The organism is Streptomyces sp. NPDC001530, from assembly GCF_042894545.1.
In the GTDB taxonomy this organism is placed as follows: domain Bacteria; phylum Actinomycetota; class Actinomycetes; order Streptomycetales; family Streptomycetaceae; genus Streptomyces.
The window spans coordinates 246,829-259,149 of record NZ_JBIAVS010000001.1; the positions used below are offsets into that span (position 1 = coordinate 246,829).

The 12,321-nt window shown below is 69.8% G+C and carries 12 protein-coding genes and 1 pseudogene; 11 read left to right on the top strand and 2 right to left on the bottom strand.

All coding sequences use genetic code 11. The features are described 5' to 3' along the window. Positions 1–39 precede the first annotated feature (39 nt). From ACFY0T_RS01195 to ACFY0T_RS01220, 6 genes and pseudogenes are all read left to right on the top strand, one after another. Positions 40–885, top strand: a complete 846-nt coding sequence (locus tag ACFY0T_RS01195) for an aldo/keto reductase (RefSeq protein ID WP_388864192.1) — start codon at positions 40–42, stop codon at positions 883–885. Between the two features lie 69 nt (positions 886–954). After that, a complete protein-coding gene (locus ACFY0T_RS01200) occupies positions 955–1,941 on the top strand; it encodes an aldo/keto reductase (protein WP_388863587.1) in 987 nt (328 codons plus the stop codon). 102 nt (positions 1,942–2,043) lie between these two features. After that, positions 2,044–3,075 carry a zinc-dependent alcohol dehydrogenase family protein gene (locus tag ACFY0T_RS01205; RefSeq protein WP_388863589.1) on the top strand — a complete coding sequence of 344 codons (1,032 nt, stop codon included), beginning with the start codon at positions 2,044–2,046 and terminating at the stop codon, positions 3,073–3,075. A 15-nt stretch (positions 3,076–3,090) separates the two neighbouring features. Beyond that, positions 3,091–3,216, top strand: a pseudogene (locus tag ACFY0T_RS01210) (carboxymuconolactone decarboxylase family protein); the annotation flags it as partial. 112 nt (positions 3,217–3,328) lie between these two features. Beyond that, the gene (locus ACFY0T_RS01215) at positions 3,329–4,180 is read left to right on the top strand and encodes an aldo/keto reductase (protein ID WP_388863591.1); all 852 of its coding nucleotides are present in this window, start codon (positions 3,329–3,331) and stop codon (positions 4,178–4,180) included. A 272-nt stretch (positions 4,181–4,452) separates the two neighbouring features. Then, positions 4,453–4,986, top strand: a complete 534-nt coding sequence (locus ACFY0T_RS01220) for a flavodoxin (protein WP_388863593.1) — start codon at positions 4,453–4,455, stop codon at positions 4,984–4,986. A gap of 329 nt (positions 4,987–5,315) precedes the next feature. Here ACFY0T_RS01220 and ACFY0T_RS01225 read toward each other — a convergent pair whose 3' ends face one another. Then, positions 5,316–5,969 (bottom strand): maleylpyruvate isomerase N-terminal domain-containing protein, encoded by a 654-nt coding sequence (locus tag ACFY0T_RS01225; protein WP_388863595.1) that lies wholly within the window; start codon positions 5,967–5,969, stop codon positions 5,316–5,318. A gap of 197 nt (positions 5,970–6,166) precedes the next feature. On the opposite strand from ACFY0T_RS01225, the gene ACFY0T_RS01230 reads away from it, so the two are divergent. Next, on the top strand, positions 6,167–6,544 hold the full coding sequence (locus tag ACFY0T_RS01230; RefSeq protein WP_388863597.1) for a DUF1304 domain-containing protein: 378 nt from the start codon (positions 6,167–6,169) through the stop codon (positions 6,542–6,544). 73 nt (positions 6,545–6,617) lie between these two features. Here ACFY0T_RS01230 and ACFY0T_RS01235 read toward each other — a convergent pair whose 3' ends face one another. Further along, a complete protein-coding gene (locus ACFY0T_RS01235) occupies positions 6,618–7,448 on the bottom strand; it encodes a TIGR02452 family protein (protein WP_388863599.1) in 831 nt (276 codons plus the stop codon). A gap of 257 nt (positions 7,449–7,705) precedes the next feature. On the opposite strand from ACFY0T_RS01235, the gene egtA reads away from it, so the two are divergent. The 4 genes from egtA to egtD are packed head-to-tail and all read left to right on the top strand — an operon-like array spanning position 7,706 to position 12,157. Beyond that, positions 7,706–9,040 (top strand): ergothioneine biosynthesis glutamate--cysteine ligase EgtA, encoded by a 1,335-nt coding sequence (gene egtA / locus ACFY0T_RS01240; RefSeq protein WP_388863601.1) that lies wholly within the window; start codon positions 7,706–7,708, stop codon positions 9,038–9,040. Then, positions 9,037–10,368 carry an ergothioneine biosynthesis protein EgtB gene (egtB, locus tag ACFY0T_RS01245; RefSeq protein ID WP_388863603.1) on the top strand — a complete coding sequence of 444 codons (1,332 nt, stop codon included), beginning with the start codon at positions 9,037–9,039 and terminating at the stop codon, positions 10,366–10,368. The genes egtA and egtB overlap by 4 nt, the downstream gene beginning before the upstream one ends. Beyond that, on the top strand, positions 10,368–11,159 hold the full coding sequence (egtC, locus tag ACFY0T_RS01250) for an ergothioneine biosynthesis protein EgtC (RefSeq protein WP_388863605.1): 792 nt from the start codon (positions 10,368–10,370) through the stop codon (positions 11,157–11,159). Before egtB ends, egtC begins: the two co-directional genes overlap by 1 nt. Beyond that, complete coding sequence (gene egtD / locus ACFY0T_RS01255; protein WP_388863607.1) at positions 11,156–12,157, top strand: L-histidine N(alpha)-methyltransferase; 1,002 nt, start codon at positions 11,156–11,158, stop codon at positions 12,155–12,157. The genes egtC and egtD overlap by 4 nt, the downstream gene beginning before the upstream one ends. The last annotated feature ends 164 nt before the right edge of the window (positions 12,158–12,321 follow it).

Below are 12,321 nucleotides of genomic sequence, written 5' to 3' on the forward strand. Positions count from 1 at the left end.
CGTGCAACTACGAAGGAATGCTTCACCATGTTCACCAAGATCCCTCAGGTCACTCTGAACAACGGCGTACAGATGCCGATCCTCGGGTTCGGCGTTTTCCAGGTGCCCGCCGAGCAGACCGAGCAGGTCGTCACCGACGCCCTGGCCGCCGGGTACCGCCACCTGGACACCGCCGCCGTCTACGGCAACGAGGAGGCGGTGGGCCGCGCCATCAAGGCCAGCGGCATTGCCCGAAGCGAGCTGTTCGTCACCACCAAGCTGTGGGTGCACGACGGCGGTGAGGACGGCACCAAGCGGGCCTTCGACGCGTCGCTCAAGCGCCTGGGCCTGGACTACCTGGATCTGTACCTGATCCACCAGCCGTACGGGGACTACTACAGCTCCTGGCGGGCCATGCAGGACCTGCACCGCCAGGGGCTGATCAAGGCGATCGGGGTGTCCAACTTCTACCCGGACCGCTTGGTCGACCTCGTCGAGAACAACGAGATCACCCCGGCGGTCAACCAGGTGGAGACGCACCCGTTCTTCCAGCGCGCGGACTACCAGTCGCTCATGGCTGAGCGGGGCGTGCAGATCGAGTCCTGGGGGCCGCTCGCCGAAGGCCGCAACAACATTTTCAGCGACCCTACCCTCAGCGGCATCGGCGAGGCACATGGCAAGTCCGTCGCCCAGGTGGCGCTGCGCTGGCTCATCCAGCGCGGCGTCGTGGTCATCCCCAAGTCCGTGCGGCCCGAGCGCATGGAAGAGAACCTCGACGTCTTCGACTTCGAGCTCACCGACGAGGAGATGAGCCGTATCGCCGCGATGGACACCGGCGTCAGCGTCGCCTTCGACCACCGCGACCCGGAGTGGGTGACCCGGATCGGCGGCGTCCGCGTGGACTGAGCCCCACCAGAGGCCGCACACCAAGGTCCGCCCTGGGACCACATCCCGCACGTCGTGAGGAGAAGAGTTTTGATTAAGCGCACGCTCGGCAGCAGCGGACTGGAGGTCTCCGCGGTCGGACTGGGCTGCATGGGGCTCAGCCACGGCTACGGCCCGGCAGTCGGCCACCAGGACGGCGTCGCTCTCATCCGCGCCGCCGTCGACCGTGGCATCACCTTCTTCGACACCGCCCAGGTGTACGGCCCGTTCACCAACGAGGAACTCGTCGGGCAGGCTCTGGCGCCGGTGCGCGAGGAGGTCGTCATCGCCACCAAGTTCGGCTTCTCCATCGACGGCGGCCGATCCACCGGTCTGGACAGCCGCCCCGAGCACATCCAGGCAACCGTCGAGGACTCCCTGCGCCGGTTGGACGTGGACAGTATCGACCTGCTCTACCAGCATCGCGTCGACCCCCACGTGCCGATCGAAGAGGTCGCCGGGGCGGTGAAGGAGCTCATCGAGGCCGGCAAGGTCAAGCACTTCGGTCTGTCCGAGGCCGGGGTGGACACCATCCGACGCGCCCACGCCGTGCAGCCGGTCACGGCGCTGCAAAGCGAGTACTCCCTGTGGTGGCGCGAGCCCGAAGAGCGGATCCTGCCCACGCTGCTCGAACTGGGCATCGGGTTCGTCCCCTTCAGCCCGCTGGGCAAGGGCTTCCTGACCGGTGCCATCACCAGCACCACGTCCTTCAGCGACTCCGACCTGCGAGGCAGCCTCCCCCGGTTCACCGAGCAGGCCCGCACCGCCAACCAGGCTCTCGTCGACCTGCTGTCGGCTGTGGCCGCACGCAAGGGCGCCACCACCGCGCAGATTGCGCTGGCCTGGCTGCTGGCCCAGCACCCCTCGATCGCGCCGATCCCCGGCACCACGAAGATCCATCGCCTGCACGAGAACACCGGCGCGGTCGACGTCGAACTCACCCCCGAGGACCTGAAGGAGATCGCCGAGGCAGCCGACCGGGTTGACGTCCGCGGGGAGCGCTACCCCGAGCACATGCAGCGGTGGATCAACCGCTGACCCCTTCCGTAGGTCTGCCCGGCGGCAGCGCGCCGCCCCGGCGGTCAGCAGCAGATCCCGATCCAGCACACCAACACACCGACACACCGAGGAGCAACAGCAATGAAGGCCACTGTCATGTACGGCGCCGGCGACGTCCGCGTCGAGGAGGTTCCCGACCCGACGATCCAGCAGCCCACGGACGCGATCGTGCGCGTCGTGGCGGGCTGCGTGTGCGGCAGCGACCTGTGGCCCTACAAGTCCCTGCCCGCCTCCAGCAGCGGCCGCCGGATGGGACATGAGTTCCTCGGCGTGATCGAGGAAACCGGCTCGCAGGTGAGCGGGCTGCAGCGCGGCCAGCTCGTCGTCGCCCCGTTCGTGTGGTCCGACAACACCTGCGACTTCTGCCGTGAAGGACTGCAGACCTCCTGCCGCCACGGCGGCACCTGGGGTCACGACCTCGACGGCGGTCAGGGCGAGGCCGTGCGGGTGCCGCAGGCCGCCGGGACGCTGGTGCCGCTGCCCGTGGAGGAGGACTCCGCCCTCATCCCCTCACTGCTGTCGCTGTCGGACGTGATGTGCACCGGGCACCACTGCGCCGTCACCGCCGGCGTGCGCCAGGGCAGCACCGTCACCGTCATTGGCGACGGCGCGGTCGGCCTGTCCGCCGTCATCGCTGCCAAGCGCCTGGGAGCCGAGCGGATCATCCTCATGGGTCGGCACACCGCCCGCACCGACCTCGGCCGCGAGTTCGGCGCCACCGACGTGGTCGCCGCCCGCGGCGAGGAGGGCATCGCCGCGGTGCAGGAACTCACCGGCGGCGACGGGACGCACGCGGTGCTGGAGTGCGTGGGTACCCGCGACGCCCTGGACACCGCGTTCGCGGTCACCCGCCCTGGCGGCACCGTCTCGCGCGTCGGGGCGCCGCAGTACGAGGAGTTCACCATGGGCTTCGGGCTGTTCCTGAAGAACGTCAACCTCAGCGGTGGCGTCGCGCCCGCGCGGGCCTACATCCCCGAGCTGCTGCCCGACGTGCTCTCCGGCACCATCGAACCCGGCAAGGTGTTCGACCGCACCGTCGGCCTCGACGAGGTGCCCGAGGCCTACCGGGCCATGAACGACCGCGAGGCCCTGAAGGTCCTCGTCCGCCCCTGACTTCTCCGCGAAACCGAACTGGTCGAGGCCATCGTGCACCTGGCCTTCTCCGCAGGATGGCCGCGGGCAATGTCCGCTATCACCGTGGCGAAGCAGGTATTCGCCGAGGACATCGACGGACCGACGCCTACCAGGCCATAACGACCGCCACATCAGCAAGACCCTCATCACCCCTGTGAGCAGGGCCCCGTGCACTGTCGCCCTTCCCGGGCAGCGCCCGACAGCCCTCTCTCTGCACGAAAAGGAAAATGCCATGCAGACCGTCACCCTGAACAACGGCGTCGACATGCCGATCCTCGGCTTCGGCGTCTACCAGATCCCGCCGGAGCAGACCGAGCGGGCCGTCACCGAGGCCCTCGCGGCCGGCTACCGGCTGCTCGACACCGCCGCCGCCTATGGCAACGAGGAGGCCGTCGGCCGCGCCATCAAGACCAGCGGCATCCCGCGCCAGGAGCTGTTTGTCACCACCAAGCTGTGGGTCCAGGACGCACCCGCGCAGGAGAACACGAAGCGCGCCTTCGAGACGTCGCTGACCAAGCTCGGCCTGGACTACCTCGACCTGTATCTGATGCACCAGCCCTACGGCGACGTGTACGGCCAGTGGCGCGCCATGGAGGACCTCAACCGCGCAGGGCTCGCCAAGGCGATCGGCGTCGCCAACTTCTATTCCGACCGGCTCGTCGACCTCATCGTCAACAATGAGATCACGCCCGCGGTCAACCAGATCGAGACCCACCCGTTCTTCCAGCGCGCCGCCGACCAGGAACTCATGCGCGAGCACGGGGTCCAGATCCAGTCCTGGGGTGGCTTCGCCGAGGGCAAGAACAACCTCTTCACCAACCCGCTACTGAGCGAGATCGGCGCCGAGTACGGAAAGTCCGTGGCCCAGGTGGTGCTGCGCTGGCTCACGCAGCGCGGCGTCGTCGCGATCCCCAAGTCGGTCCGCGCCGAACGCATGGCGGAGAACATCGACATCTTCGACTTCGAACTCACCGACGACCAGATGACCGCCATCGCCACCCTGGACACCGGAGCGTCGCTGTTCTTCGACCACCACGACCCGGCGATCGTCACCTGGCTCGCCCAACGACGCCTGGACGCCTGAGCCGGCCGACGCACCCAGCAGAGCGGACGCGGATGTCACGGCGCGAGAGCACAGGACATCCGCTCCGGCGTCACACCCCAGCCCGGCTCACCTCGAAAGGTTCCATCGTGCACCCTCGGCACGACACGAATGCCGCACTACGGCGACGCACGCTCCTGCGCGGCACCCTCCTGACCGGAGCCACGGCCTTGACCGGAATCCACCTGACGGGCTGCTCCCCGTCCTCGCCAGACCAGGCGACCGAAACAGCAGAGCCCAGTGCCAGGGCCGACATGAGCGGGAGGTCGGTCCTGCTGGCCTACTTCTCCCGGCCGGGCGAGAACTACCACTTCGGCCGCCGCACCCACCTGAAGGTGGGCAACACCGAAGCGCTGGCCCGGAAGATCAGCAGCCGCATCGCCTGCGACGTCCACCGCATTCAGGCCGCCGATCCCTACCCGGACGAGTACGACGCGACCGTCCAGCGCAACGTCCGTGAGCAGGATGCCGACGCCCGGCCGGCCATACAGGGCCGCCTGCCCTTCCTCGACGGATACGACACGGTGCTGCTGGGTAGCCCCATCTGGAACGTCCGAGCACCGATGATCATGACGACGTTCACCGAAAACCTCGACTTCCGCGGCAAGACCGTCGTCCCCTTCACGACCCACGCCATGAGCGGTCTCGGCACCACCGCACGCGACTACGCCGCCTCCTGCCCCGGCGCGACCATCGCGGACGGCCTCGCGGTGCGCGGGGAGAAGGTCCAGGACGCCGATGCCGACATCACGGCGTGGCTACGGCGCATCGGTCTGCTCGTCCCGTAGCAACGCTCAGCGGCCTGCACCGTTGGCTGACCAGCGCGTTCCGGTATCCCTTTCGCAGCCCCCTGATAAAGCACGCCAGTTGGCCAAACCGGCCAACCAGCGGGTTGTGGCCATGCTTTCCGTGACCGCTACGGCTGATGCACCGTCGGGCCATACCTCATCGAGTCGATCCCTCACGGAAGCGCGGCCACAACCGCTCAGTTGGCCACGCCAAGCGTCGTGGTTGGCCGAGGTGAGTTCGCCCGGGGAACTGACAACCGCGGTCACGTACGGCACGTCTTGCCCGTGCCGAAGGTCCCGTTCGGGCAGACGATCATCCGACGGACCGATCAGCCGAGGACGAGCGGGAGTTTCGCGGCCAACTCACCCAGTTCGGCCTTCTCCGCTTCGGCCGGGGCGCGCCGTCCGGTGCCGATCAGCAGCGCGTCCTTGTCGCAGAACGACGGGGGAAACGCCGCACCGGCGATCTTCTCCAGCAGCTCGCGTGACCGCGCGAGCCCCTCGGTGGGCGGCTCCGCCGCGTCAGGGAGGTGCGCGATCAGGTCGAGGTGGTGCAGCGTCCATTCCAGGACGTACGCGCAGAGGTAGTCGCCCGCGGTGAGCACCTGGTCGCGGGTGCCGACCCGGCCCGCGGGATCCGCGAGTTCGGCGGCGCGGCCGGCGGCGGAACCGACGTCGTCGAGGTGGAACTTGAGCAGCCGCGGCTCTTCGTACGCGGTGGCCAGGCGGACGATCAGAGCGTCGAGCGGGTCGTCGCCGGTCGGGGCTTCGACGATGTCCCAGTAGGTCACCGCGTCCCGGGTCGGTTCCGTTTCGGCGGGGGTGACGAGGGTGATCAGGACGTCCTGAGCGTCGATGATCAGGTGGCACACCAGGTCCCGCACGAGCCAGCCGGTGCAGCCGGACGGCTTCGCGAAGTCCTCGTCCGGGAGTTCGGCGACCGCTGTGCGCAACGCTGTCCAAGAGCGTAAGAAGAGATCCACGGCCGCAAGCTAGCAGCGCCCGGCCCCCGCTGCGACCGTACGCCGGACTGTGGCTGCCCACTACGGCGTCCGGCTGACACACCACGCAGGCACGGCCACACCCCGTCATGTGGCCATGTCGCCGTTCAACGTGCAGGGCGCACCGGAGTTGGCGCATGCTCTTGCCGGTCTCCGGGCAGAGCCGGACACTCCGAACCGTGAACCTCGTGACCCAGGTCTTCGCCCTCATCGCGGCGCTCACCCACATCGTCGTCGGAACGCTGGAGCGGTTCTTCTACGAGCGCCCCACGGTCCGCGTCTTCCTCACGACCTCCACCGCTGACGCACCTGAAGTCACCCTGTGGCGCTCAGGTGTCGCTGCCTACAACGTCCTCCTCGGTCTGGGGCTCATCGCCGGCGTCGTTGCCCTCCACACCGGCGACATCACCGTCGGTCGCACGCTGATCGTCTACTTGTGCGCGTTCCTGATCGCCTCCGCGGTCCTCTTCCTGGCCTCCTTCCCGCGTTTGTGGCGCGGCGCCCTGGGCCAGGGACTTCCGCCCGCGATCGCTCTGCTGACGACAGCTCTGCTCTGACCCAAAACCGGCACCAGCACACTCGACGCGGTCGCTGCCCTGCGGCCAACTGCGAGTCTCAGAGCGGGGCGCTTCAGCGGGCCCTTGCCACGGATGCGAACGCCTGGTCGAATGCGTTGCGCGTTGACTGACCCGCGGTGCGGTCCAGGATGCCGAACACGACGTGGTCGAAGTGGCCCTCGAAGCGGCCCTTGACCAGCAGGCCCTTGAACGCCGCGGCCACCTGCACCGGATCGTTCTGGAACACCCCGCAACCCCACGCGCCGAGCACCAACCGCCGGTAGCCCTGGGCCGCGGCCGTCTCCAGGACTCGCTCGGCGCGTACGGCGAGGGCGCGCGGGAGTTCGGCCGCGCGCTCCGGGACGGTGCGCAGGACGACTCCCGCGTTGGGTGCCGCGGCGGTCAGGAATCCGGCCTCGTACGGCTCGTCGAGGAGCCGGCCGCGGTCGTCGCGGAAGACGGGCACGGCGGGCGAGTGGATGACACGGTCCGTGTAGAACGGGTCGCGGTGGGCGCGGTGGTGGTCGTAGAACTCCCGGGCCCGCAGCAGGCACGTGTACAGCGCGGAGGCCCGGCACAGAGCCTCTTCCTGGGCCTGCGCGCCGTTCAGGTAGCCGCCGCCGGGGTTGCGTGCCGAGGAGAAGTTCAGGACCGCGACAGGGCCGCTCTGCCCGGCGATCCTTCGGGCGGCCTCCAGGCTGCTCTCGCCCGTAACCTCGAACACAGTATCGACGGGGGCGGACGGCGGTGCCTCCACCGGTTCTGGCCCGTACATCCGCGTCCCGGCCCGGGCGGCCTCGACCGCGGCGGCGATCGGTACCTCGCGCCCGTCGGACGCGCGGTACGCCCCCGCTGCGACGATTTCCTCGGTCTGTTGTGCGATAGCGCGCAGGCGCGTGCTCATGGCGCGACCCCCGTACACGCCACGAGCACGCGTTGTGCGATCTCCCCCGTAGTGCCCATGAACGCATCGTGAGCGATGCTGGTCGTACGGCGCAACAGAGTTTCGCGGCCCCGCAAACAGTGTTTCCCGGCCCCGAAAGCGACGATCTGCACCCTTGTGCGAACCGTCGCGAGGGTCTTGGGTGGGACGAGCAATTGCCGGTTCGGCCCACAAGACGCCGGGTCGGCGGCATGGTGGAATCTCAGGAGGATCCCTACATGTCCGATTCGGTGAGTGACTGTACGGAGCGCCGCTCCGCCGTCACCGAGGCCGAGGTGGAGGCGCTGGTCCGTGGCATCTGCTTCAAGACCGGTCCACCCCGATTCCTCGGTGTCGAAGTGGAATGGCTCGTCCACGAGCTGCGGCAGCCGCAGCTCCCGATACCCCCCACACGACTCGAAGCGGCGTACGCCGCACTGCGGACCCTGCCCCTGCGTTCGGCGCTCACCGTCGAACCCGGCGGACAGCTGGAGCTGAGCTCCCCGCCCGCCGCCTCCCTGATGGAGTGCATCGGGTCCGTCTCCGCCGACCTCGACGCCGTCCGCGCGACGCTGCGTGAGGCGGGCCTCGGCCTCAGTGGGTACGGCCACGATCCCTGGAACCCCCCGAACCGCTTCCTCCATGAGCCGCGCTACGACGCCATGGAGCGGTACCTCGACCGGGCGGGGCCCGAGGGTCGCGCCATGATGTGCAGCTCCGCCTCCGTCCAGGTGTGCCTGGACGCCGGGTACGAGGAGCCAGGCCCGCTCGGGCACGGGAGGCGCTGGTGGCTGGCGCACCAGTTGGGCCCGGTCCTGGTGGCCGCGTTCGCCCACTCTCCGGTCGCCCAGGGACGGCGCACCGGCTGGCGCTCCACACGGCAGTCGCTGTGGACGGCGATGGACCCCGGGCGGTCCAGCGCACCCCCCTTGGGCGGCGAGCCGCGTGCCTCGTGGGCCCGGCACGTGCTGGACGCGCCGGTGATGTGCGTACGGGCGCCGGACGGCCCCTGGGACGTACCGGAGGGCATGAGTTTCCGGGCGTGGACCCGGTCTGCCACGCCGCCGGACCGGGCGGACCTCGACTATCACCTGACGACCCTGTTCCCTCCGGTGCGGCCGCGCGGCCATCTCGAACTCCGCATGATCGACGCGCAGCCGGGCGACGACGGATGGATCGTGCCGCTCGCCGTGACGGCGGCCCTCTTCGACGATCCGGAGGCCGCGGAGACCGCCTACCGGACCGTCAAGCCCCTGGCCGAGCGGGCGGACTCGCTGCCCGCCCCGCGTAATCCGCTGTGGCGGGACGCGGCGCGGTACGGCCTGGCCGACCCGGAGCTGCACGAGGCCGCCGTCGCCTGTTTCGCGGCGGCTGCCGAGGCGCTGCCCCGGCTCGGCGCCACCTCCGAAGTCCTGGACGCCGTGGCGGAGTTCACCGACCGCTACGTCGCCCAGGGCCGCTGCCCCGCCGACGACCTGCTCAGCCAATTCCACGGTCGATCCCTCGGTCAATCCCTTGGTCGATCCCACGGCCGGTCGCACGGTCAGCTCTACGGGAAGGACATCCGCACATGACCGCCCCCGATTCACTTGTGGACCCGGAGTCGCTCAAGGAACGCGCGCTGGACGCGCTCACCACGGCCCGCGACCGCACCGCCCTCCTCACGTCGTGCGTGGAGGATCCCGAACTGACCGCGCAGCACTCGCCGTTGATGTCCCCGCTGGTGTGGGATCTGGCACACATCGGCAACCAGGAGGAGCTGTGGCTGCTGCGCGCGGTCGCGGGGCGTGAGGCGATGCGGCCCGAGATCGACGGGCTGTACGACGCGTTCGAGCATCCGCGCGCCGAGCGGCCCTCGCTGCCGCTGCTGCCGCCCGCCGAGGCCCGCCAGTACGCGGCCGAGGTGCGTGGCCGCGCCCTGGACGTCCTGGAGAGCACCGCGTTCCAGGGCACCCGGCTGACCGAGGCGGGCTTCGCCTTCGGGATGATCGCGCAGCACGAGCAGCAGCACGACGAGACGATGCTGATCACCCATCAGCTCCGCAGGGGACCGGCCGCCCTGACGGCACCGGATCCCGCACCGGCGCCCCTGTTCACCGGGCCCGCCGAAGTCCTGGTCCCCGGCGGCCCGTTCACGATGGGCACCTCCACCGAGCCATGGGCGCTGGACAACGAACGGCCCGCGCACCGCCGTATGGTCCCGTCGTTCTTCATCGACTCCACACCCGTCACGAACGCCGCGTACCAGGCCTTCATCGAGGACGGCGGCTACGGCGACCGGCGCTGGTGGACCCCGGCGGGCTGGGACCACATCCGGGCGCACGACATCGAGGCGCCGCTGTTCTGGCGTCGCGAGGGCGGGCAGTGGCTGCGGCGCCGCTTCGGTGTCACCGAGGTCGTGCCGCCCGACGAGCCGGTGCTGCACGTGTGCTGGTACGAGGCGGACGCGTACGCGCGCTGGGCGGGGCGGCGGCTGCCCACCGAGGCCGAGTGGGAGAAGGCGGCCCGCCACGACCCGGCGTCCGACCGCTCCACGCGCTACCCGTGGGGCGACGCCGACCCCACCCCGGAACACGCCAACCTCGGCCAGCGCCATCTGCGCCCGGCCCCGGCGGGCAGCTATCCGGCGGGCGAATCGCCGCTGGGCGTAAGGCAGTTGATCGGCGACGTGTGGGAGTGGACGTCGAGCGACCTGCTGCCCTACCCCGGCTTCGTGGCCTTCCCGTACAAGGAGTACTCGGAGGTGTTCTTCGGGCCGGAGTACAAGGTGCTGCGCGGTGGCTCGTTCGCCGTGGACCCGGTGGCCTGCCGGGGCACCTTCCGCAACTGGGACTATCCGATCCGACGGCAGATCTTCTCCGGATTCCGTACCGCCCGGGACGCCGGGCCCGGGAGCTCCTGATGTGCCGTCATCTGGCGTTCCTGGGACCCGCGGAGCCGCTCGGCGCACTCCTCGTGGAGCCGGAACACAGCCTCTACCGACAGTCGTGGGCTCCCCGCCGGCAGCGGTACGGGACGGTCAACGCCGATGGGTTCGGGGTGGGTTGGTACGCCGAAGGCGACCCCGTGCCCGCCCGGTACCGCCGCACCGGGCCCATCTGGGGCGACCAGTCGTTCGCGGACCTGGCCCGTGTCGTGCGGACCACCGCGCTGCTCGCCGCGGTGCGGGACGCGACCGTGGCGGGCGCGGACGGGGAGGCCGCGGCGGCGCCGTTCACCGCGGGCCCCTGGCTGTTCAGCCACAACGGCGCCGTGCGCGGATGGCCCGGCTCCCTCGCCCCGCTGGTCCAGACACTGCCCGCGGTGGAGGTGCTGTCGCTGGAGGCCCGCTGCGACTCGGCGCTCGTATGGGCGCTGGTCCTGCACCGGCTGCGCGGCGGTGACGAGGAGGGTCAGGCTCTGGCCGACACGGTCCTGGAGGTCGCCGAGGCAGCCCCCGGGTCCCGGCTCAACCTGCTGCTCACCAACGGCGAGACGATCACCGCGACCGCCTGGGGCGACACCCTCTGGTACTTCACCGAGCCCGGCCGCCGCACCGTCGTGGCCTCCGAGCCCTACGACGACGATCCGCACTGGCAGGAGGTCCCCGACCGCACACTCCTCACGGCGAGCCGCACCGATGTGCTGCTCACCCCGCTCAAGGACATGAACGACGACCTGGCATCCGCACCACCGAAGGAGCCCCGTACGTGAGTCCGTTCCTTCTCACCCGCACCCTGCCCGAGGACGCCACGGAGGCCGCCCTGCGCGCCGACGTCCTGCACGGCCTCGCCCGCCCCCAAGGTCACGGCTCCGCTCGACCAGGGGGAACCCCCATTCCGAAGACGCTGCCGCCGAAGTGGTTCTACGACGCGTACGGCAGCGAGCTGTTCGAGAAGATCACCGAACTGCCCGAGTACTACCCCACACGTGCCGAGCGCGAGATCCTGATCGCCCGGGCCGACGAGATCGCCCGGGCGAGCGGGGCGCGCACCCTCGTCGAGCTGGGTTCCGGCTCGTCGGAGAAGACGCGGTATCTCCTCAAAGCACTGCCCGATCTGCACACGTACGTACCCGTCGACGTCAGCGAGAGCGCGCTCACCCAGGCCGGCCACGCGCTGATCGCCGAGCATCCGGACCTCAACGTGCACGCGCTGATCGCCGACTTCACCGGCGGTCTCACCCTCCCGGGCACGCCCGGGCCGCGGCTCGTGGCGTTCCTCGGCGGCACGATCGGCAATCTGCTGCCCGCCGAACGCGCCACGTTCCTGGCCTCCGTACGGGCCCTGTTGTCGCCCGGCGACGCGCTGCTGCTGGGCACGGACCTCGTCAAGGACGAGTCGGTCCTCGTCGCCGCGTACGACGACGCGGCCGGGGTGACAGCCGCGTTCAACAAGAACGTGCTGACCGTCGTCAACCGTGAGCTCGGCGCCGACTTCGACCCCGACGCGTTCGACCACGTCGCCCTCTGGGACGCCGAGCACGAGTGGATCGAGATGCGGCTGCGGTCGCGTGCCGCGCAGACCGTGAAAATCCCCGCCCTCGACCTCGCCGTCGACTTCGCGGACGGCGAGGAACTGCGCACCGAGATCTCGGCGAAGTTCCGCGAGGAGGGTGTACGCGGTGAACTGGCTGCGGCGGGCTTCGAGTTGACCCATTGGTGGACGGACGAGGAGGGCCGCTTCGCGCTGTCGCTGAGCACGGCCGGGTAATCCCGGTAACCCGGTAACCGTGACTACTGACATTAGTGGTCACGTACGGAGGCTTGTTGTCACCATGATCAGCTTGCTGGCCGACGATGAAGGTACGGCGGCTGCAAGCTGGTCATGTTTCAACCTGCCTGATGCGGGGTTGAAGGCCCTGACTTGGCGAGGCC

Excerpts from the sequence above, each read along its gene's own strand:
- egtB (WP_388863603.1), top strand. The coding sequence starts at position 9,037 with ATGACCGCCCCCGATTCACTTGTGGACCCGGAGTCGCTCAAGGAACGC.
- egtC (WP_388863605.1), top strand. The coding sequence starts at position 10,368 with ATGTGCCGTCATCTGGCGTTCCTGGGACCCGCGGAGCCGCTCGGCGCA.
- ACFY0T_RS01205 (WP_388863589.1), top strand. The coding sequence starts at position 2,044 with ATGAAGGCCACTGTCATGTACGGCGCCGGCGACGTCCGCGTCGAGGAG.
- ACFY0T_RS01220 (WP_388863593.1), top strand. The coding sequence starts at position 4,453 with ATGAGCGGGAGGTCGGTCCTGCTGGCCTACTTCTCCCGGCCGGGCGAG.
- ACFY0T_RS01215 (WP_388863591.1), top strand. The coding sequence starts at position 3,329 with ATGCAGACCGTCACCCTGAACAACGGCGTCGACATGCCGATCCTCGGC.
- egtA (WP_388863601.1), top strand. The coding sequence starts at position 7,706 with ATGTCCGATTCGGTGAGTGACTGTACGGAGCGCCGCTCCGCCGTCACC.
- ACFY0T_RS01235 (WP_388863599.1), bottom strand. The coding sequence starts at position 7,448 with ATGAGCACGCGCCTGCGCGCTATCGCACAACAGACCGAGGAAATCGTC.